Here is an 18,925-nt window from a genome sequence, read left to right as displayed (position 1 = left end):
GTAGTGGATGGAAAATCGCCTCGTGACGGAACCGCAGTGTGTCGAAAACGTGTTCCGAACGGTGAAAACGAGTCGGGCCGAGGGTTCGGTTCGGCCGCCTCTTCGGCTCAGCCAAGGAGGTAGCGGGCCGCGGGGAAGCGCTCGACGAGGGGCATCCCGCCGACCTCGATCCGCTCGATGTAGGCGTCGAGGCCGAGGATCCGGCCCGCGCCGAAGGCGGCGACCGTGAGGAACACGGCCGCGTAGATCAGCGTCGAGTCGAACAGCGCGAGGAACTCCCCCGCCCAGCCGCCGAGGTAGAACATCGTCATCTGGATGGCCCCGCCGAGCGCGGCCAGCCGGACGAACGCCCCGGCGATGAGCGCGACGCCGATGAGCACCTGCGTGAACGGGACGACGACGTTGACGACCTCCATGAGCGCCGGCATCGACGCCATCGCGGCGTAGAGGCCGCTGACCGGGCTCGCGGGATCGACGTTCGCGAGGTATCCGGCCGCGTCGAACGGCCACTCCGTCACCTTCCCGAGACCCGCGAACAGGATCATCCCGCCGATGAGCGCCCGGAGCAGGACGATGAACAGCGCCGACAGCGAGTGCGCCTTCCCCAACAGCGTGATGCCGCCGAACTCCCCGCCGAACTCGTTGGTAGTTTTCGTGGACATTGTGTCTCTCTCCGGTTACGGATACGCCGGGTGAACACATAAGAGGGGAAGCGGGTTCCACGATCCGGGGAAGGAAATCGTCGACTCCCCCGGTGAGCGGGGTCTTTATAACCGAACGCCGATACCTCTCGCCGCCTACCACTCCTCGCCGCTCGCCAGGTCGACGGCGGCGTCGGGCTTCGCGGAGGGACACAGGTCGGCCAGCACGCACTCGTCGCAGTCCGGGTTGATCGCGGTACACGTCGCCCGGCCGTGGTCTATCATGAGGTGAGTGAACTGCTGCCAGTCCTCCTCCGGGACGATCCCGAGGAGGTCCTCCTCGATCGCCCCCGGTCGCTCCTCCTCCGTGATCCCCAGTCGGCGGGTGAGCCGCTGGACGTGCGTGTCGACGACGATCCCCTCGACGACGTCGTGGCCGTGCTGGAGGACGACGTTGGCGGTCTTGCGGCCCACGCCCATGAGGTCCGTGAGTTCCGACATGGTGTCCGGCACTTCGCCGTCGTGTTCCTCGACGATGTCCGCACACGCCGAGCGGATGTACTTCGCCTTGTTGTTGTAGTAGGTGATCGAGTTTATCGCCTCCGCGAGCTCCTCTTGGGAGGCGTTCGCGTAGTCCTCCGGCGTCTCGTACGTCTCGAAGAGGTCGGCACAGACCGCGTTGACGCGCTCGTCGGTACACTGTGCCGAGAGGATCACGGCGATAAGCAGCTCTAGCCGGTTCGAGTAGTTCAGCGAGATGGTGGAGTCGGGGTACTCCTCGTAGAGCCTCTCGAGAACCTCATCGACCTGCGACTCGCGCGTTTCGAGCGGCGTTCCCATACATGTTGCAGCCGTCGCCCGGCATAAAGCGATCCGGAAGCGGCCTCGAGTCCATCCGGAGGGGAATCCGGGACGAACCGGAACCGACTCCGAACGGACTCCGGCGCGACCGCGGAGCGATACTTTCAGGGTCCCTCCCGCGGAGGAACCGACGTGTCACGTTCCCGCGACCGGACCCGACGTCACCCGGCGTACCTCCGGCGGCCGGAGGAGTTCTACACCCTCTGGATCGCCGCGACGTCGACGTACGGGGTCGGCGACATCGTCTCGACGATAGCCTTCCTCGCGTACGTCCCCGCCGTCGAGGAGGCCAATCCGGTCGTCGCTCTGGCGCTGGACTCCTTCGGGCTCGCGGGGCTCGTCGGGCTCAAGATCGCGGTGTACCTCGTCATGCTGTGGATCAGCGTCCTCGGTGCCCGGGATGGCGACGGGCTCCTCTACTACTTCCCGCCCGTACTCCTGACCCTCGTCGGGCTCTACCTCACCGGCTCGAACGTCCGGCTGATGTGGATCGCGACGGGGTGAAACGAGACGGTCGATCGGTCTACGCCGACAGCGCCGCGACGACCTCGCTCACCCGGTCGACTGCCTCGTCGACGTCCTCGCCGCCGATCCCGAGGTGCGTCGTGAAGCGGGTCGTGTACGCGTCGAACTCGCCGCAGCCGACGCCGGCGTCGGTACAGGCCTCGACGAACTCGCCCGCCTCGATACCGGCGGCCTCGGTGTCGGCGACGACGATGTTCGTGTCGGGTTCGGGCACGGAGACGCCCGGGAGGTCGTCGAGCCCGGCGGCGAGGGCGGCGGCGTTGGCGTGGTCCTCGGCGAGTCGATCGACGTTCTCCAACGCGAGCAACCCGGGCGCGGCGATCATGCCGGCCTGTCGCATCCCGCCGCCGAACAGCTTTCGGACCCGGCGGGCCGCCTCGATGAACGCCTCGTCGCCGGCGAGGATCGACCCGACCGGCGCGCCGAGCCCCTTCGAGAGACAGAAGGTGACGCTGTCGATCTCCTCGACGAGGTCGGGCGCGGGTTCGTCGAGCGCGACGCTCGCGTTGAACACGCGCGCGCCGTCGAGGTGAACCGGGACTCCGGCGTCGCGCGCGGCGGTCGCGGCGGCGTCGAGGCGCTCCTTCGGCACGGCGATCCCGCCGCGGTAGTTGTGGGTGTTCTCGAGCGTCAGGAGACCGGTTCCGGGTCGGTGGAGGTCCTCCTCGACGATCCCCCGCTCGACCTCCTCGAGAGTCGGGACGCAGCGCTCGCCGGCGTCGATCGTCCGCGTCTGGAGCCCCGAGAGCGCGGACGCGCCCGCGAGTTCCCACCGGTAGACGTGTGACTCCCGCTCCAGGAGCACCTCCTGGCCGGGGTCGGTGTGGACGTTGATCGCGATCTGGTTGGCCATCGTTCCGCTCGGCGTGTAGAGGGCGGCCTCCATGCCGACGGCGTCGGCCGCGCGGCGTTCCAGTTCGTTGACCGTCGGGTCGTCGCGGTACACGTCGTCGCCGACGTCGGCGTCGCGGGCGGCGTCCCGCATCGCCTCCGAGGGGCGGGTGACGGTGTCCGAACGCATGTCGATGAAGTCGTCCGTGGACATCTCTGTCCCGGCGTTTCGCGGCCGGCATCAAATAGCTCGCGCTCTCGGGATCGTCCCGTCGGATCGCGACCTGCCGGGTCACGAAGGTCCCCGCCGATCGGATTCCGGGAGCGCGTCCTTCTTAACGCACCCGACCGTTCCACGCGGTATGGCAACGGAAGCCGCATCCGACGACGGGTCCGACGCGCCGGACGCGTACGACGCCCTCCTCGAGCGCGCGAAACGCTGGAACGCGGTCGGCAGCGCCGCCGGCGTCCTCGGCTGGGACCAACAGGTGATGATGCCCGAGGGCGGGACGCCCGCCCGCTCGAAACAGCTCTCGACGCTCTCGTCGGTCCGCCACGACATGCTGACCGACGACGAGACCGGCGAGCTCCTCGACGAACTCGAGGGGGCCGGGTTGACCGACGAGCGGGCGGCGGTCGTCCGCGAGATCCGCCGCGAGTACGACCGCGCCGACGCGGTCCCCGTCGAGCTCGTCGAGGAGATAAGCGAGACGAGTTCGGAGGCGCTCGCGGCCTGGGAGGAGGCGAGGGCCGAGGACGACTTCGAGGCGTTCGCGCCGCACCTGGAGAAGCACGTCGAACTCAAACGCGAGTACGCGGAGCACATCGACCCCGACCGCGACCCCTACGCGGTGCTCTTCGAGGACTACGAGCCGTGTCTGTCGATCGAGCGCGCCGAAGCGATCCTCGAGGAACTGCGCGAGACGCTCGTCCCCATGATCGACGAGATCCGCGAGTCCGACCGCGACCTCGCCGTCGACACCTTCGAGGGGACGTTCCCCGAGGAGGACCAGGAGGCGCTCGCGCGCGACGCCCTGGAACTCGTCGGCTACGACTTCGACCGCGGTCGGCTCGACGTCTCCTCGCACCCGTTCACCTCCGGAAACCAGTTCGACTGCCGGGTGACGACGCGCTTCGACGAGTCCGACCCGCTCGGCGCGATCGGCTCGACGATCCACGAGTTCGGCCACGCCCAGTACAACCTCGGGCTTCCCCGGGAGCACTGGGGGACCCCGCTCGGCGAGTCCCGCGACCTCTCGGTCCACGAGTCGCAGTCGCGGCTCTGGGAGAACCACGTCGGCCGGAGTCGAGCGTTCTGGAAGCTCTTCCTCCCCACGTTCCAGGAACGCTTCCCCGGGACGGCGGACGCCGCCGTCGAGGACGCCTACGAGGCCGCGAACCAGGTGTACGAGGACAACTTCATCCGCGTCGAGGCCGACGAGCTCACCTACCACCTCCACATCGTCGTTCGCTTCGAGATCGAGCGCGACCTGATCCGGGGCGACCTCGCCGTGGAGGACGTGCCCGAGGTCTGGAACGACAAGTACGAGGAGTACCTCGGGATCCGGCCCGAAACGGACGCGGAGGGATGTCTCCAGGACATCCACTGGAGCCACGGCAACTTCGGCTACTTCCCGACCTACTCGCTCGGGTCCGTCATGGCGGCCCAGCTGTACGCGGCCGCGGAGGACGACCTCGACGACCTCGAGGGCTCGATCGCCGACGGCGACTTCGACCCGCTCCGCGAGTGGCTCGGAGAGAACGTTCACCGCCACGGCTCCCGCTACGAGACGAACGAGCTGGTGAAGCGCGCGACCGGCGAGGACTTCTCGGCTGACGCGTTCCTCGCGTACGTCGAGGGGAAGTACGGCGAGCTGTACGACCTCTAGGAGGGGACGGACTCCCTCCGTTCAGCCCCGTTCAAACGTCCTCGGCGACCCGCTTACCCGCGTCGAGCCCGTTCGCGAGCGCGGCGTGGAGTCGACCCTCGCCGGCGACCCAGTCGCCGAGGACGTACAGTCCCTCACGCGCCGCCGCGTCGACCGGGTCCTCTCCGTGGGCCGGCTCGCGATCGAGTTCGCCCTCGGGGATCGCGTAACGCCAGCCCTGGTGGTCGGTCCAGTCGGGGTCCAGGAGCCGGTCGTCTCCCACGATGTCGGCGGCGTGGCCGGCGAGTTCGGCCACGTTGTCGGCGGGGTCGGCGTCGTAGCGCTCGGCCGACCACTCGCCGCCCGCCTGGACGACGAGCAGCGACTCGCCGTCGGGAACGTGGCCGTCCTTACACTCCTCGCGGGAGATCCAGCCGACCGCGTGCTCCTTGTCCGCGTTCACGAGCCCGTAGTACGGTCGATCGAGCGCGAAGGGGTAGTGGAGGATCGCGGTCCAGACGGTGCGGTAGGGCACGTCGGCGGCGGCCGCGCGGAGTCGCTCGCGGACCGGTGACTCCCACTCGGCGTCCGCGAGCAGTTCGGCGGTCTGGGGCGCCGGCGGATTCACGAGCAGGACGTCGCACGGTCCCCACGAGTCGCCGTCGGTGTCGACGAGGGTCCACGGGTGGTCTCCGCTTTCATCCCGTCGGATCGTCTCGACGCGGGTCCGCCGGTGGACCGTCGCGTCGGTCCCGCCGAACAGTCGTTTGGCGATCTGGGTGAGTCCCGTCCGGTAGCTCCACTTGTGGTCGTCGGCGTCGCGCCCGGGCGACACCTCGCCGGACTCGTCGAAGGTGTACACGGGCTCGGTCGCGTCGACCATCCCCTCGTCGTCGAGGGTCTCGGTGACGAGTTCGACGACTCGATCGTCGTCCGCCTTGAGGTAGTTCGCGCCGTAGTCGTACACGAGGTCACGGTCGTCGTTCCGTCGGGTCGCGGCCCGGCCACAGAGTCCGCCCGACTTCTCGAGGACGGTCACCTCGGCGTCCGGGACGGCCGAGTCGAGGACGTGCGTCGCCGCCGCCGCGGCCGCACCCGCGCCGACGATGCCGATGGTGGTCATCGTTGTCTCGGCTATGGACGCGACGGGCTAACACTTGTCGGGGGACGTGCGCGCTTCAAGGAACTATCTCGAACCGTGCGCCGCCGTCGACGCCCTCGGTCACGGAGACGTCCCAGCCGTGAGCGTCCGCGATCCGAGCCACGATCGAGAGGCCGTATCCGGTCCCGTCCTCCGTCGTCGAGTAGCCGTACTCGAACACCTCTCGACGGACGCTCTCGGGGATCCCGGGACCGTCGTCGGCGACGTACAAGGTGCCGTCCGGCGTCCGACCGACGCGGACCGTCACGTCCCTCCCGCCGTGTTCCATGCAGTTCCCGAAGAGGTTCTCGAGGAGTTCGCGAAAGCGGCTCTCGTCGGCCTCGACCGTCCCCAACTCCGAGTCGATCCGCAGGGTTGCTCCCCGCATGTCCACGTTCCGCCACGACTCGTGGACGCTCTCCTCGACCGCGACGGGTTCGGTCTCGCCGATCTCCCGGCCCTCCTTCGAGAGCGCCAACACGTCGTCGACGAGGTCGTCGATCCGGGCGAGCGACTCGGCGATGTTCTCGAGTTCGGGGGCATCGTGGTTCTCTCGAGCGATGTCGGTGTACCCGATGGCGACCGACAGCGGGTTCCGGATGTCGTGTGCGAGGATGTCCGCGAACTCGTCGAGGCGGTCCTTCTGGTCGCGGAGCTGCTCCTCCCGGCGCTTCCGTTCGGTGACGTCCCGGACGACCCCCGTGAAGTACTGTTCGCCGTCGTACTCGTGTTCCCGAAGGCTGACGAGCGTCGGCACCTCGTGGCCGTCCTTGTGTTGGGCGGGGAGTTCGATCCCGTCCCAGTCGATGTTCCGTTCTCCCGTCCGGACGTACGCCGCGAGCGCCGAGGCGTGGACCGGCTGGAGCCGCTCCGGGATGATCTTCATCTTCGAGCTCCCGATCAGCTCGTCGGGGGCGTATCCCAGAATGTCCTCGATCGCCGGATTGGCGTAGACGATCTCGCTTTCGGCGTCGATCGTCAACATCCCCTCCGAGGCGTTCTCGACGAGAGTCCGATAGAAATCGTCGGAGGCGACGGGTGGATCCGGCGATCTCATCGCTTCACGAGCACGTCCGGGGTCCCGATAGTTAACTGTTGATACCCGCCCACGCGGGAGTGTCGTCCGCGTCCGACCGTCACTCATCCACGTCCGACCGTCACTCGGTCGCGATCTCGAATCGAACGCCGTCCAGCACGTTCGCGTCGGCGACGGTCGGCTCCGTCTCGGTGCGCACGTCGATCCGGTGGCTCTCACCTTACGGAAACTCGGACGCGAGGTCGGCGAACGCCGGGTCGTCGTCGACGTGGAGCACCCGGATCGGTCACAGTGTCCGGGTTCGTGGAAGACGAAAAACAGGCGTCGTCCACTCGGTTCGCGGGCCGTCCGCTCGACTGGACCGGGGACCGGATCCGCCGTCACCGAGGGCGATCCGTCACTCTCGGTGAGGGATCACGTTACTTCTCGATGATGCTCTCCTCGACCGCCTCGCCGAAGTGGCGCGCGACGTCCTCGTAGTAGACGAGCGCCTCGTCGCCCTCCTCGAGGTCGGTGACGGCGGTCCGTCCCTCCTTCGTGGCGACCTTCACCGTCTCGGCGTTCTGGATCAGCGTCTCGATCCGGTCGACCCCGTCGTCGGTCTCGAGTTCGGCCTGGACCCGGAACATCGGGCGCTTCTCGATCTTCACGCGGCCGACGATCGCCTCGCGGGTGTCCCCGTCGGTGTCCACGATCTGGACCTCGTCGCCGCTCGACAGCTCCGCGAGGTAGTTGGTACCGCCCTCGGGGTTGCGAACGTACGCGTGGACCGCGCCGGCGTTCACGCGGAACGGGCGCGACTCGACGTACGGCGACTCCGCGGTCTCCGCGTGGACGAAGAAGAGCCCGCGGGACATCGATCCGACCAGCATCCCCTCGTCGCCGTCCATCAGCGAGCCGGTGTCGATACAGACGCGGTCCGCCATGCCGGTGGCCTCGACCGCGGTCACCTCGGCGTACCGGAGGTCGAGCGTCTCGCGGTCGGCGGCGTCCCGTGCCTCGACCGCGCCGCGGATCTCGTCGGGCGAGTCGGAATCCAGGAGCACCCCGTCCGCGCCGATCTCGAGCGTCTCGAAGGCGGTTCGCGCCTCCGCCGCGGTCGTCGCGCCCGCGATCAGGTGGGTCTCCTCGCCGACGCGCGCGATCAGGTTCTCGAGGGGGATGATGGACCAGTCCTCGCCGACGATCACCGTGAAGTCGGCCGCCTCCGCCGCCGCCTCGGCGAACGCCTCGTACTCCGTGCCGAGCACGCGGACGTACGCGCCCTGCGCGCGGTCGTCGCGTCGCCGGAGGGTCGTGAGGTCCGCCGACCCGGAGAAGTCCTCGGGGAGGTCGATGGTGCCGTCGCCCTCGCCGCCCTTCCCGACGAAGTAAGCGTCCGCCTCGGCGTTCTCGTCGTCGCCGTCGACGACGTCGGCGTCCGCGAGGAACGCCGCCACGTTCACGTCGCCGAGCTCCCTGACGCGACCGACGTCGGTCTCGTCGACGAGCACCCAGTCCGCGCCCGCCTCGATGGCGGTCGTGATCCGTCGCTTTCGCGTCTCCCAGTCGCCGACCGCGCCGTCGGCTTTGATCCAGACCGTGCGTGTCATTACCCGTATCTCACGGGCGCGTGGCTTGAAAACTGCGAAAGGGACATCCGGACGTGACCGTCCGGACACCGCCGGGAGGGGACCGCTCAGCGGAGCCGACCGAGCAGTTCGTAGTCGTGGTCGGGCGTGTACCGACGGAACAGCAGGCTGTTCGACAGCACCGACACGCTCGAGAACGCCATCGCGACGGCGGCGAGCACGGGCTGGAGCAACCCGAGCGAGGCCAGGGGGATCATCGCCGTGTTGTATCCCAGCGCCCACACGAGGTTCTGTCTGATCTTCGCGAGCGTCGCGTCCGAGATGCGGATCGCCTTCACGACGTCGACCGGGTCGTCGCGCATCAGCGTCACGTCGGCGGCCTCGATGGCGACGTCCGTGCCCGAGCCGATCGCCGTGCCGACGTAGGCGACCGCGAGCGCGGGGGCGTCGTTGACGCCGTCGCCCACCATCATGGCCTTTCGACCGCCCTCCTGGACGGATTCCACGGCGTCCGACTTGTCCTCGGGAAGGACCTCCGCGCGGACGTTCCGGGGTTCGATCCCGACCCGTTCGGCGACGGCACGTGCGGTCCGCTCGTTGTCGCCGGTGATCATCATCACGTCGATGCCGCGCTCTCGAAGCTGGCTCACGGCGTCCCTCGCGGTCTCCTTGACCGTGTCGGCGGCGGCGACCACGCCCACGATCTCACCCTCCGATGGCGGCTGATCGCCGTTCGACTCGGGGTTCCCGCTTCCATCCGAGCCGCGCAGCGCGACCAGCATCGCCGTCTTCCCCTCCTTTTCGAGACGCTCCATCGTCTCCAGGGCGGGCGAGGGGTCGATCCCGTCGTCACGGAGGAGCTTCCGATTGCCGACCAGCACCTCCCTGCCGTTCACGGTGGCTTTGATGCCGTGGCCGGGGACGTTCTCGAAGTCGTCGGGGTCGGCCGTATCGATGCCGCGCTCGACGGCGCCGTCGACGATCGCGCGGGCGAGCGGGTGTTCGCTCCCGCTCTCGGCGATGGCCGCGAGCCGAAGCACGTCGTCCTCGCCGAGCGGCTCACGGGCGGCGAGACGGCCGCCGTCGGCGGAGAGCGTCCCGCCGTCGCGGTCCCCGACGGGCCGCTCCCCGTCGTCGAGGACGACGACGTCGGTCAGTTCCATCTCGCCTCTCGTGAGCGTCCCGGTCTTGTCGAAGACGACGGTGTCGACGTCCTTCGCGCGTTCGAGGACGTCTCCCCCCTTGAACAGGACGCCGTTCCGCGCACCCAGGGTCGTTCCGACCATCGTCGCGGCGGGGGTCGCAAGGCCCAGCGCACAGGGACAGGCGATCAGTACCGCGGACGCGAACACGACGATCGAGAACTCGAAGACCGAGACGCCGCCGGTGGCGACGGGACCGCCCGCGACGAGCCCCCACAGCGGGAGGCCGTCGACGAAGCCCGCGAGGGCCTCGGGAAACAGGAACCAGACGACCCCCCAGAGGACGGCGTTGGCGATGACCGCGGGGACGAAGTACGCGGAGATGCGGTCGGCGAGGTTCTGGATGTCGGGCTGGCGCGACTGCGCCTCCTTCACCGTCCGAACGATCTGCTGGAGCGCCGTGTCCCTCCCGACCCTCGTCGCCTCCACGACGAGCACGCCGTTCTCGTTGATGGTCGAGCCGACCACCTCGTCGCCCTCGGACTTCTCGACGGGGACGGACTCGCCGGTCACCATCGACTCGTCGACGGCCGACTGGCCGTCGACGACGACCCCGTCGGTGGGGATCTGCTCGCCGGGCCGGATCTTCATCCGGTCGCCGACTTCGACGTCCTCGAGCGGGACCTCCACCTCGCTCCCGTCCTCGTCAACGACGGTGGCGGTGTCGGCCTCCATCTCCAGGAGCGTCCGGAGCGCCTCGCCGGCCTGTCCCTTCGAGCGGGCCTCGAGGTAGTTGCCGAGCGTGATGAACACGAGGATGAACGCCGCCGTGTCGAAGTACAGCCCGCCGGCGATCGTCCCGAGCAGGACCGCCACGGAGTAGACGTACGCGGTGGTCGAGCCCAGCGCGATCAGCACGTCCATGTTGGCGCGGCCGTTCGTGACGAGCGCCTTGTAGGAGTTCTCGTAGAACGGCTTGCCGAGCACCAGCTGGACGGGCGTCGCCAGCGCGAACGCGATCCATCCGGACGGAACGCCGACGAGTTCGTCCCCGACGAGGCCGAGCGCCAGCAGGTGATCGGTCATGAACACCAGCAGGGGCAGGGACAGGACTGCGCCGAACAGCGTCAGCCGGAGTTGCCGACGGATCTCCTCCTGCCGGGCGGTCTCCCGGGCGTCGCCGTCGGAGGCGTCGTCGGTCTCGCCCCCCTCCCGAACGGGCGAGTAGCCGGCGTCCTCGATCGCGTCGTGGAAGTCCCCCGGACTCGCTTCGGCCGGGTTGTACGTGACCCGTGCCTCGTCGGTCGCGAAGTTGGCATCGGCGTCGACGACGCCCGGCGTCCGTTCGAGCGCGTCCCGTATCGTCTCCGAGCAGTTCGCACACGACATGTCGGTGACCGCGATCGTGATCGTGTCGCTCACCGGCGAGTAGCCCGCCCCCTCGATCGCGTCGTATATCTCGCCGAGCGAGACCTCGTCGGGGTCGTACGTCACCGACCCCTCGTCGGTGGCGAAGTTGACGTTCGCCTCCGAGACCCCCTCGAGCGAGCGAACGGCGTCGGAGACGGACTGGGAGCAGTTCGCACAGCTCATCCCCTGAACGTCGATCCGGCTCTTTCGCGTACTCATCGTTCGTTCATACGGGCTCCCCATTCAGTGGTGTTTCCCTTTCGAAAGTTCGGATATTACGGGACGAAAGTTTCGAATACAAATCGGCCGCGTCACGACATAAGTCACTCGGCCGCCCTCGCCGCTGCCGGGCACGGACGCCTTTTCAGTCGGCGGGCCGAACGACGGGGCACCCATGACACGCGCGCTGTTCGTCGTGAGCGAGGAGGGGTACTGGGCCGAGGAGTGTCTCGAGCCGCTGACGACCCTCGAGAGCGAGGGCATCGACGTGACGGTCGCGACGCCGTCCGGCTCGCCGCCGGTCGTCGACGAGCGGTCACTGGAGCCGGACGCCGCCGGCGGCGAGGCGGTCGTCGAGGAGTACCGCGAGATCGACGAGACTCATCCCCGACTGAACGACCCGGAACCGATCGCGGCGGTCGACGCCGCCGACCACGACGCGGTCGTGTTCCCCGGCGGCCACGGGACGGTGTGGGACGTGAACCAGGACCGACACGCCCGCCAACTGCTTCTCGACGCGGTCGCCGGCGACGACGGCGTCGCGCTCGTCGTCTGTCACGCGGTCGGAATCTTATCCTTCACGCGCGAGGCCGACGGGACGCCGCTCGTCGAGGGGCGCTCCGTCACCGGGTTCCCCAACGAGTGGGAGGAGGGGATCGTCGACGACGATGACGTGTTGCCCGACGGACGGAAGCTCCCCTACTGGGTCGAGGACGAGGTCCGGCTTGCCGGCGCGGACTGGGACGCCGAGCTCGACGCCGACGAGAGCGTCACGGTCGACGGCGACCTGATCACCGCTCGCGGGCCGGGCTCGTCGTCGGCCGCGGCCGCGACGCTGCTCGAGCAGCTGTAATCCGTTACACGCACGTCAGCTATTTTTATTGTGAGCGTGAGACTGATGCGTGAGGCTTTCAGATCTCGATTTGGAAGTCGGTGAGAGATACACATCTGACAGGCTACAGTCGGTTTTCGACCGTGGGATGACAGGGAGAGGTATCGAGATCTGTTATGACTCGGACGACAGGCGATATCTCCGGCTGTTTGCACGGGGTGATGGTCCTTACGCTGATAAGCTCAGTGGAGACGAATTTACGTATGTCGGGGAAGGTCAGAGCGGAGATCAAGAGCTGACGGCCGGAAATCGATATCTCGCAGAAGCAGAAACGGCACCGCTCCCGATATTTTTCTTCTATAAACCGCCCGGAGGTGACGCCTGGGAGTATCGTGGACGGGTTGAGGTGTTAGAGTTCGATCGAGTTCGGCGGAACGGGCGTCGTGTGTTTGAATTCACGCTGACATACGACACAAAGGAACGGGTCGATCGATCCTCCCATGCTTCGGATATCTCTCCACCAAAGCGGGTCGAGACTCGTCGCTCTCGAGTAATCCGTGACACGCAGATCTCGTCTCGACTCAAAGAAGAATACAGATTCGAATGTCAAATCTGTGGAGACGTTCGCCGACAGTCGCCCAGTGAGCGATATGCCGAGGCACACCACGTTCGGCCACTCGGATCCCCGCATGACGGCCCGGATGTTCGTTCGAATCTCATCGTTGTGTGCCCTAACCATCACGCCGATTTCGATTACGGGATGCTCTCGATCGATCCAGAGAGCGGTCGAATCGCCCATGCGTACGATCAGAACGTGGACGGGACGACACTCGAAACCCGGCCGGATCACGAGATCGACACAGAGTTCCTACGCTATCACAACCACGAGATCGCTGATTTCTAGTCCGATCACCGGATCACGAACGCGGGCTCGTCGATCCGTTCGCATTTACACTCCGGACACCGCGAGGGGGCGTTGAGCGGGTCGTCGAAGCCGTCGAACCCGCAGTCGCGACACGTCGGCGGCGAGACGAGGAACGACTCCTCCCCGTCGACCGACCGAGAGACGTGTTCGAGATGCTCGTAGACGGTCGGCGTCGGCAGCGAGAGGTCGGCCGCGATCTCGCTCGCCGTCGCGGGCTCCTCGCGGAGGCGCTCGGCGATCCGCTGGCGGGTCGTCTCCATGTCTCCCGCTCGTCGGCACGGGAGAAAACGACGGCGAAGCGTCCCGCCGTTGACACAGGCACAAGAAGTATGACGACGGGGATAGAGGGTGTGCGTATGAAAGCAGTGGTACTTGCCGGCGGATACGCGACGAGGCTCTGGCCGATAACCAAGGACCGTCCCAAGATGTTCCTCCCGGTGGGCGAGCGGACGGTGATAGACGAGATCTTCGCCGACCTCGAGGCCGACGACCGGGTCGACGAGGTGTTCGTCTCCACCAACGAGCGCTTCGCCGACACGTTCGACGAGTACCTGGCCGATAGCGACTTCGAGAAGCCGACCCTCTCCATCGAGGAGACCGTCGAGGAGGACGAGAAGTTCGGCGTCGTCGGCGCGCTGGCCCAGCTGGTCGACCGGGAGGGAGTCGACGACGACCTGATGGTCGTCGCCGGCGACAACCTGATCAGCTTCGATCTGGCCGAGTTCGGCGACTTCTTCGAGGAGAAGGGAACGCCGGTGCTCGCCGCCTACGACGTGGGATCCCTGGAGCGCGCGAAGTCGTACGGGCTCGTCGACCTCGACGGCGATCAGGTGATCGACTTCCAGGAGAAGCCGGACGACCCCAAGAGCACGCTCGTCTCCATCGCGTGTTACGCGTTCCCCGTCGAGACGCTGCCGGACCTCGCGACGTACCTCGAGGACGGGAAGAACCCCGACGAGCCCGGCTGGTTCCTCCAGTGGCTCCAGTCGCGCGAGCCGGTCCACGCGTTCACCTTCGACGGCGCGTGGTTCGACATCGGCACCGCCGAGAGCTACCTCGACACCGTCGAGTACGCGCTCGACGGCGGAAGCCTCGTCGACGACGGGGCGACCGTCGAGGACGCCGAGATCGGCGACGTCGTTCACGTGATGGACGGCGCGGAAGTCACCGACAGCTCGCTCGAGCGCGCCGTCGTCTTCCCCGAGGCGACGATCACGGACAGCGACGTAAAGAACACCGTCGTCGACGAACACGCGACCCTCGAGGAGGTCGAACTCACCGGATCGCTGATCGGCGCGTACACCTCGATCACGAGCGGCGAGGGCTTCTAGGCGGGTCGACGTCGTCGGGCGATCGACGTCGTCGACGTAACCGTCGCGTCCGCGTCAGCCCCCACCTTCACCGCGAACCGCGTCGGCAACGCGCCGAATCGTCCCGTATTCGTCGCTCGAGTACGCGATGAAGCGTACGTCTCGCAGGCTTTCCGGGTCGTACTCGTGGATCGTCTCCGCGATGATCCGCGCACCCTCAGCGAGGTCGAACCCGGCCACGCCGCAGCCCAGCGCGGGGACGACGAGCGATCCACAGCCACGCTCGTCGGCCGCGGCGAGGGCGTTCCGGGTGGCGTCCCGGACGCTCTCGGCGGTCGCGCGGCCGTCCCCGTAGTGGGGCATCGCCGCCGCGTGGACCACGACCTCGGCGTCCAACTCGAACGCGTCGGTGACGGTGACGCCGCCGAGATCGACGGGGCCTCGCTCCATCGCCGCCTCGTTTATCGGGCCGTTCGCCGCGCGTCTGAGCGCGCCGGCGACGCCCGAACCCATCCGGAGGCTCGTCCCCGCGGCGTTCACCAGCGCGTCGGCCGACTGCTCCGCGATGTCGCCCTGGACGACCGTGAACTCCATGCGCGGGCGATCGGTCGCCGCGGTCAAGAGCGTTCCGCGGGAACGGTGGGACCGTCGCTCTCCTCTCCGGTCGTTTCCGCGTGCGCGTGGTGGTAACAGTCGAGCGCGGGTTCCCCGGCCGCGGTCGTCGCCGGGTGGAAACACACCCGCCGGTAGCGCTCGTTCTCGAGCAGGTTGACCGTGAACCCGTCGGCGTGTCGCGAGACCGACTCGTAGCGGTCACCGCAGGCGGGACAGACCTCGGGCGGATCGTCGGGCACGTACACGGGTCGTCTCGGAACGCGGTTACGGTCCGGCACGACAAAACGGGTTCGCCGACGGATGGACGCGCCGGAGCGCCGGCGGTCACCCCGAGTTCGTATCTCCGTCCTCGCTGCCCCCGGAGTTCTCTCCGTCTCCGGACTCCGCCGATCGAACGGGATCCGTCCGGTCGTCGCGGCTCTCCTCGAGCACTTCCGCGGTGAGGTCGGTCCGCGCTCGCCAGGGGTCGACGCCGTCGCCCGCCGACCCGTTCGAGTGCTCGGGTCGGTCGTGATCGGAGCCGGCGTCGCCGTCCTCGGCGTCAGCGCCTTGGACGTCAGCGCTCTCGCCGTCCTCGGGATCTCCGTCGGCCGGCTCGGGGTCGGCGGGTTCGAACCCGGCGCTCCCGAACCCGTCTCGCGGGTCGTGGCCCGTCTCGCGCAGCCGCTCCCGGACGGCGTCCCGGTCGATCGTTCCCGAGACGGTCCGCGGGAGCTCGTCGGTGTAGGCGATAGTCTTGGGGATCTTGAAGCCGGCGAGACGGTCGCGGGCGAACTCGAGGAGCGCGTCGTCGAGTTCGTTCCCTCCCGCCGTACCGATCTCTCGTTCCCCGTCGTCGGCTGCCGGACCGATTCCGAGGTCGTCGTCGCGCTCGCCGCCGGCCTCCGTTTCGTCACTCTCCGCTCCGCCGGTCTCCACCCCGTCGGTTTCGATCTCGTCGCCGTCGTCGACGGAGTCCACGTCGTCTTCGGTCGGACTCCGCATCGCGTCCGTCCGGTCGCCGACCGCGACGAGCGCCGCGACGCGTTCGCCCCACTCGTCGTCCGCGAGGCCGACGACGGCGACGTCGTCGACCGCGGGGTGGCCGGCCAACACGTCCGACACCTCGCCGGGCTCGACGTTCTCGCCGCCGGTGACGATCCGGTCGTCGAGCCGGTTGAACACGTACAGGTAGCCGTCCTCGTCGAGCGTTCCGACGTCGCCGGTGTGGAGGCCGTACGGCCCGAACTCCGAGCCGGTCGCGTCCGGTCCGAGGTATCCGGGGGTTATCGTCGGACCGTCGACGACGATCTCGCCGGTCTGGCCGGCGTCGACCGGGTCGCCCTCCTCGTCGACGACGACCACGTCGGTGCCGAAGATCGGGCGACCGACCGTGTCGGGACGGTCGCGAGTCGCCTTCGGCGTGGCGGTCGCGACCTGCGAGGCGGCCTCCGTCATCCCGTAGGTCGGATACACCGGGATCGAGTAGTCCCGACAGCGCTCGATCAGCTCCTCGGGGGCCGGCGCGCCGCCGAGGAGAACGACCCGCAGCGTGTCGGCGAGCGTCCCCCGCCGGTCGAGCATCCGCTCGAGCATCGTCGGGACGAGCGAGACGCCGGTGACGTCGTACCGGTCGATGTCGTCGGCGGTTCCGCCGGGGTCGAACCCCTCCCGGAGCACGAGCGTCGTTCCGTAGAGCACCGACCGGTACACCGGGGCGAGCCCGCCCATGTGGTGGAGCGCGAGCGAGACGAGCCAGCGGTCGTCCGGGTCGACGCCGAGCCGGAACGCGGAGGCGACGGCGGAGGAGTAGACGTTGCCCGCGGTGAGCGGGACGGGCTTCGGCACGCCGGTCGTCCCCGACGTGAAGAGGATACAGAGCGGGTCGTCGAACGTCCACTCGCCCGGATCGACCGGGTCGGGATCGGCGTCGTGGACGGCCGTGACCGCCGCGTCGGTCGGCTCGTCGACGGAGAGCACGGGAACGTCCTCGACCGCCGCGAGCGCGTCGGACTCCGTCGACTCCGAACAGACGACCGCGTCGAGGTCGGCCCGCTCGACCCGCTCGCCCAACTCGCGCGGGGTGAGTTCCTCACCCAGCGGGACGAAGGTCGCGCCGACGCGCATCGTCGCGTGGACGAGCCCGACCGTCCCGACGTACGGCGGGGTGAGCACCCCGAGTCGGTCGCCCTCGCGGATCCCGTGTGCGACGAGCCGGCCCGCGGTCTCCGAGACGAGTCGATCGAGGTCGGCGTACGTCCAGGCCTCCCCGTCCTCCGCGCGGATCAGTCCGATCTCGTCCGGGGAGGAGACGACGCGGTGTGTGAGCCAGTCGCGCATAGTCAGGCGTGTGAGACCCGGGGAGACGGTTCACTCATCGCTCGGCTGTCGGACGGTCAACACCGGCACGTCCGCGGTCCGGACCACCCGCTCGGTCACGCTGCCGAGCAGGTACCGATCGAGCCCCTTCCGTCCGTGCGTGCCCATCACGATCATGTCGATCCCGTGTTCGTCGACGTACTCGCGGATCGAGCGGTAGGCGGTTCCCGACGCCACCGTCGTCGTCGTCTCGACGCCCGCGTCGGCCGCGGCGTCGGCGACGCGCTTCGTCGCCTCCTCGCCCTCCGACTGCAGCGCGTCGACGACGATCTCGGACCCGGCCTCCAGCGTCGAGTACGCGGAGCCGTCGACGACGTAGAGCGCGTGGAGGCGGGCTCCGTATCGGTCCGCGAGGTCGATCGCGTGTTCGATCGCGGCGTCGGAGGCGGGGCTTCCGTCGGTCGGCACCAGAATCTCGTCGTACATCTCGTCGGTCGATACGCCGGGTGGCGATTAAAAACCCGATCCTCCGGTCGTCGGTGGTCGAGCCCGATGACGAATCAGCGGAAACCCATGGCCTCGATCTGCTCCTGATACCGGTTACGGATGGTGACTTCGGTGACCTGGGCGACGTCGGCGACCTCGCGTTGGGTCTTCTTCTCGTTACAGAGCAGCGACGCGGCGTAGATGGCGGCGGCGGCGAACCCCGTCGGGGACTTCCCCGAGAGCAGCCCCTGCTCGGCGGAGACGTCGATGATCTCGGTCGCCTTCGACTGGACCTCCTCGCTGAGTTCGAGCGAGGAGGCGAACCGCGGGACGAACTGTTTGGGATCGACTGGCTTGAGCTCCAATCCGAGCTCCTGGGAGATGTAGCGATACGTCCGGCCGATCTCCTTTTGCGGTACCCGGGACACCTCCGCGACCTCGTCGAGCGATCGGGGGATCCCCTCCTGTCGGCAGGCGGCGTAGAGGGCGGCGGTGGAGACGCCCTCGATCGAGCGGCCGCGGATGAGGTCCTCCGAGAGCGCGCGTCGATAGATGACCGAGGCGACCTCCCGAACCGACCGGGGGACGCCCAGCGCGCTCGCCATGCGGTCGATCTCCGAGAGCGCGAACTGGAGGTTGCGCTCGCCCGCGTCCTTCGTCCGGATCCGCTCCTGCCACTTGCGGAGCCGATGCATCTGCGAGCGCTTCTCCGAGGAGAGCGACCGCCCGTACGCGTCCTTGTCCTTCCAGTCGATCGTCGTCGTCAGCCCCTTGTCGTGCATCGTCTCCGTGATCGGCGCGCCGACGCGGGACTTCGACTGCCGCTCGGAGTGGTTGAACGCCCGCCACTCCGGACCGCGATCGATCGTCTGTTCGTCCAAGACCAGCCCGCAGTCCTCACAGACGAGCTCCTGGTCCGCGTCGGTGACGATCTCGTCGGAGTCACACTCGGGGCAGGTGATCGCCTCCTCGTCCGATTCTCGCTCGGTGTCCCGCTCCCTCTGGCGCTGGCGGCTCGGACGTTCCATTATAAGGTTTCTGGTCAGTGCCGTATTTAAGACTTTTTCACAGATGTTGGAGAGGAAACACGAACGATCGACGGGGTGAAATATCGAATACCCGCCCCTAACGGCTCCTACGACGCGTTCGGTGTCGATCACTGCGGGGGTCGAAGGGGAGTCGGCCGGGGGAAACCGCCCTTCGTCGATCGCGTC

Annotated in this window: 18 protein-coding genes; 5 read left to right on the top strand and 13 right to left on the bottom strand. The window is 68.1% G+C overall.

Going from position 1 to position 18,925, the window contains the following annotated elements:
* Positions 1 to 107: 107 nt before the first annotated feature.
* Positions 108 to 662, bottom strand: coding sequence for a DoxX family protein (locus EAO78_RS10625; protein WP_122105809.1), 555 nt, complete (start codon positions 660 to 662; stop codon positions 108 to 110).
* Positions 663 to 797: 135 nt separating this feature from the next.
* A complete protein-coding gene (nth, locus tag EAO78_RS10620) occupies positions 798 to 1,481 on the bottom strand; it encodes an endonuclease III (RefSeq protein ID WP_122105808.1) in 684 nt (227 codons plus the stop codon).
* A gap of 153 nt (positions 1,482 to 1,634) precedes the next feature.
* Between nth and EAO78_RS10615 the strand changes: the two genes are divergently transcribed.
* Positions 1,635 to 2,006, top strand: a complete 372-nt coding sequence (locus tag EAO78_RS10615; protein WP_122105807.1) for a hypothetical protein — start codon at positions 1,635 to 1,637, stop codon at positions 2,004 to 2,006.
* A 19-nt stretch (positions 2,007 to 2,025) separates the two neighbouring features.
* On the opposite strand, the gene EAO78_RS10610 is transcribed toward EAO78_RS10615, so the two are convergent.
* The gene (locus EAO78_RS10610; protein WP_122105806.1) at positions 2,026 to 3,072 is read right to left on the bottom strand and encodes a threonine aldolase family protein; all 1,047 of its coding nucleotides are present in this window, start codon (positions 3,070 to 3,072) and stop codon (positions 2,026 to 2,028) included.
* A 148-nt stretch (positions 3,073 to 3,220) separates the two neighbouring features.
* On the opposite strand from EAO78_RS10610, the gene EAO78_RS10605 reads away from it, so the two are divergent.
* Positions 3,221 to 4,747: a carboxypeptidase M32 gene (locus EAO78_RS10605; RefSeq protein WP_122105805.1), complete on the top strand. Its 1,527-nt coding sequence runs from the start codon at positions 3,221 to 3,223 to the stop codon at positions 4,745 to 4,747.
* Positions 4,748 to 4,778: 31 nt separating this feature from the next.
* Here the strand turns inward: EAO78_RS10605 and EAO78_RS10600 are convergent, their stop codons facing one another.
* The 4 genes from EAO78_RS10600 to EAO78_RS10585 all read right to left on the bottom strand — a co-directional run bounded on the left by EAO78_RS10600 (position 4,779) and on the right by EAO78_RS10585 (position 11,245).
* Complete coding sequence (locus EAO78_RS10600; protein WP_122105804.1) at positions 4,779 to 5,849, bottom strand: NAD(P)/FAD-dependent oxidoreductase; 1,071 nt, start codon at positions 5,847 to 5,849, stop codon at positions 4,779 to 4,781.
* Between the two features lie 55 nt (positions 5,850 to 5,904).
* Positions 5,905 to 6,924, bottom strand: a complete 1,020-nt coding sequence (locus tag EAO78_RS10595) for a two-component system sensor histidine kinase NtrB (protein ID WP_122105803.1) — start codon at positions 6,922 to 6,924, stop codon at positions 5,905 to 5,907.
* A 398-nt stretch (positions 6,925 to 7,322) separates the two neighbouring features.
* Positions 7,323 to 8,495 (bottom strand): 3-dehydroquinate synthase II, encoded by a 1,173-nt coding sequence (locus EAO78_RS10590; protein WP_122105802.1) that lies wholly within the window; start codon positions 8,493 to 8,495, stop codon positions 7,323 to 7,325.
* A gap of 86 nt (positions 8,496 to 8,581) precedes the next feature.
* Positions 8,582 to 11,245 (bottom strand): heavy metal translocating P-type ATPase, encoded by a 2,664-nt coding sequence (locus EAO78_RS10585; RefSeq protein ID WP_122105801.1) that lies wholly within the window; start codon positions 11,243 to 11,245, stop codon positions 8,582 to 8,584.
* A 175-nt stretch (positions 11,246 to 11,420) separates the two neighbouring features.
* Here EAO78_RS10585 and EAO78_RS10580 point away from each other — a divergent pair, with 175 nt between their 5' ends.
* Complete coding sequence (locus EAO78_RS10580) at positions 11,421 to 12,098, top strand: DJ-1/PfpI family protein (protein ID WP_122105800.1); 678 nt, start codon at positions 11,421 to 11,423, stop codon at positions 12,096 to 12,098.
* Between the two features lie 49 nt (positions 12,099 to 12,147).
* Positions 12,148 to 12,981 (top strand): HNH endonuclease, encoded by an 834-nt coding sequence (locus EAO78_RS10575; RefSeq protein WP_122105799.1) that lies wholly within the window; start codon positions 12,148 to 12,150, stop codon positions 12,979 to 12,981.
* Between the two features lie 5 nt (positions 12,982 to 12,986).
* Here the strand turns inward: EAO78_RS10575 and EAO78_RS10570 are convergent, their stop codons facing one another.
* Positions 12,987 to 13,262: a transcriptional regulator gene (locus EAO78_RS10570; RefSeq protein ID WP_122105798.1), complete on the bottom strand. Its 276-nt coding sequence runs from the start codon at positions 13,260 to 13,262 to the stop codon at positions 12,987 to 12,989.
* A 96-nt stretch (positions 13,263 to 13,358) separates the two neighbouring features.
* Here EAO78_RS10570 and EAO78_RS10565 point away from each other — a divergent pair, with 96 nt between their 5' ends.
* Positions 13,359 to 14,333 (top strand): sugar phosphate nucleotidyltransferase, encoded by a 975-nt coding sequence (locus EAO78_RS10565; RefSeq protein WP_122105797.1) that lies wholly within the window; start codon positions 13,359 to 13,361, stop codon positions 14,331 to 14,333.
* Between the two features lie 54 nt (positions 14,334 to 14,387).
* On the opposite strand, the gene EAO78_RS10560 is transcribed toward EAO78_RS10565, so the two are convergent.
* The 5 genes from EAO78_RS10560 to EAO78_RS10540 all read right to left on the bottom strand — a co-directional run bounded on the left by EAO78_RS10560 (position 14,388) and on the right by EAO78_RS10540 (position 18,739).
* On the bottom strand, positions 14,388 to 14,906 hold the full coding sequence (locus tag EAO78_RS10560) for a macro domain-containing protein (RefSeq protein ID WP_122105796.1): 519 nt from the start codon (positions 14,904 to 14,906) through the stop codon (positions 14,388 to 14,390).
* A 23-nt stretch (positions 14,907 to 14,929) separates the two neighbouring features.
* Positions 14,930 to 15,172, bottom strand: a complete 243-nt coding sequence (locus EAO78_RS10555) for a hypothetical protein (protein ID WP_122105917.1) — start codon at positions 15,170 to 15,172, stop codon at positions 14,930 to 14,932.
* Positions 15,173 to 15,251: 79 nt separating this feature from the next.
* Positions 15,252 to 17,246 (bottom strand): o-succinylbenzoate--CoA ligase, encoded by a 1,995-nt coding sequence (menE, locus tag EAO78_RS10550; protein WP_122105795.1) that lies wholly within the window; start codon positions 17,244 to 17,246, stop codon positions 15,252 to 15,254.
* A gap of 30 nt (positions 17,247 to 17,276) precedes the next feature.
* Entirely contained in the window at positions 17,277 to 17,711 is a 435-nt protein-coding gene (locus EAO78_RS10545; protein ID WP_122105794.1) for a universal stress protein, read from the bottom strand.
* Positions 17,712 to 17,785: 74 nt separating this feature from the next.
* Positions 17,786 to 18,739, bottom strand: coding sequence for a transcription initiation factor IIB (locus EAO78_RS10540; RefSeq protein ID WP_122105793.1), 954 nt, complete (start codon positions 18,737 to 18,739; stop codon positions 17,786 to 17,788).
* Between the last annotated feature and the right edge of the window lie 186 nt (positions 18,740 to 18,925).

The organism is Halobellus captivus (assembly GCF_003697845.1).
In the GTDB taxonomy this organism is placed as follows: domain Archaea; phylum Halobacteriota; class Halobacteria; order Halobacteriales; family Haloferacaceae; genus Halorubrum; species Halorubrum glutamatedens.
This window is presented reverse-complemented; position numbering and strand designations above follow the sequence as displayed.

Excerpts from the sequence above, each read along its gene's own strand:
- EAO78_RS10610 (WP_122105806.1), bottom strand. The coding sequence starts at position 3,072 with ATGTCCACGGACGACTTCATCGACATGCGTTCGGACACCGTCACCCGC.
- menE (WP_122105795.1), bottom strand. The coding sequence starts at position 17,246 with ATGCGCGACTGGCTCACACACCGCGTCGTCTCCTCCCCGGACGAGATC.
- EAO78_RS10540 (WP_122105793.1), bottom strand. The coding sequence starts at position 18,739 with ATGGAACGTCCGAGCCGCCAGCGCCAGAGGGAGCGGGACACCGAGCGA.
- EAO78_RS10570 (WP_122105798.1), bottom strand. The coding sequence starts at position 13,262 with ATGGAGACGACCCGCCAGCGGATCGCCGAGCGCCTCCGCGAGGAGCCC.
- EAO78_RS10565 (WP_122105797.1), top strand. The coding sequence starts at position 13,359 with ATGAAAGCAGTGGTACTTGCCGGCGGATACGCGACGAGGCTCTGGCCG.
- EAO78_RS10560 (WP_122105796.1), bottom strand. The coding sequence starts at position 14,906 with ATGGAGTTCACGGTCGTCCAGGGCGACATCGCGGAGCAGTCGGCCGAC.
- EAO78_RS10600 (WP_122105804.1), bottom strand. The coding sequence starts at position 5,849 with ATGACCACCATCGGCATCGTCGGCGCGGGTGCGGCCGCGGCGGCGGCG.
- EAO78_RS10585 (WP_122105801.1), bottom strand. The coding sequence starts at position 11,245 with ATGAGTACGCGAAAGAGCCGGATCGACGTTCAGGGGATGAGCTGTGCG.
- nth (WP_122105808.1), bottom strand. The coding sequence starts at position 1,481 with ATGGGAACGCCGCTCGAAACGCGCGAGTCGCAGGTCGATGAGGTTCTC.
- EAO78_RS10605 (WP_122105805.1), top strand. The coding sequence starts at position 3,221 with ATGGCAACGGAAGCCGCATCCGACGACGGGTCCGACGCGCCGGACGCG.
- EAO78_RS10545 (WP_122105794.1), bottom strand. The coding sequence starts at position 17,711 with ATGTACGACGAGATTCTGGTGCCGACCGACGGAAGCCCCGCCTCCGAC.
- EAO78_RS10580 (WP_122105800.1), top strand. The coding sequence starts at position 11,421 with ATGACACGCGCGCTGTTCGTCGTGAGCGAGGAGGGGTACTGGGCCGAG.
- EAO78_RS10590 (WP_122105802.1), bottom strand. The coding sequence starts at position 8,495 with ATGACACGCACGGTCTGGATCAAAGCCGACGGCGCGGTCGGCGACTGG.
- EAO78_RS10625 (WP_122105809.1), bottom strand. The coding sequence starts at position 662 with ATGTCCACGAAAACTACCAACGAGTTCGGCGGGGAGTTCGGCGGCATC.
- EAO78_RS10595 (WP_122105803.1), bottom strand. The coding sequence starts at position 6,924 with ATGAGATCGCCGGATCCACCCGTCGCCTCCGACGATTTCTATCGGACT.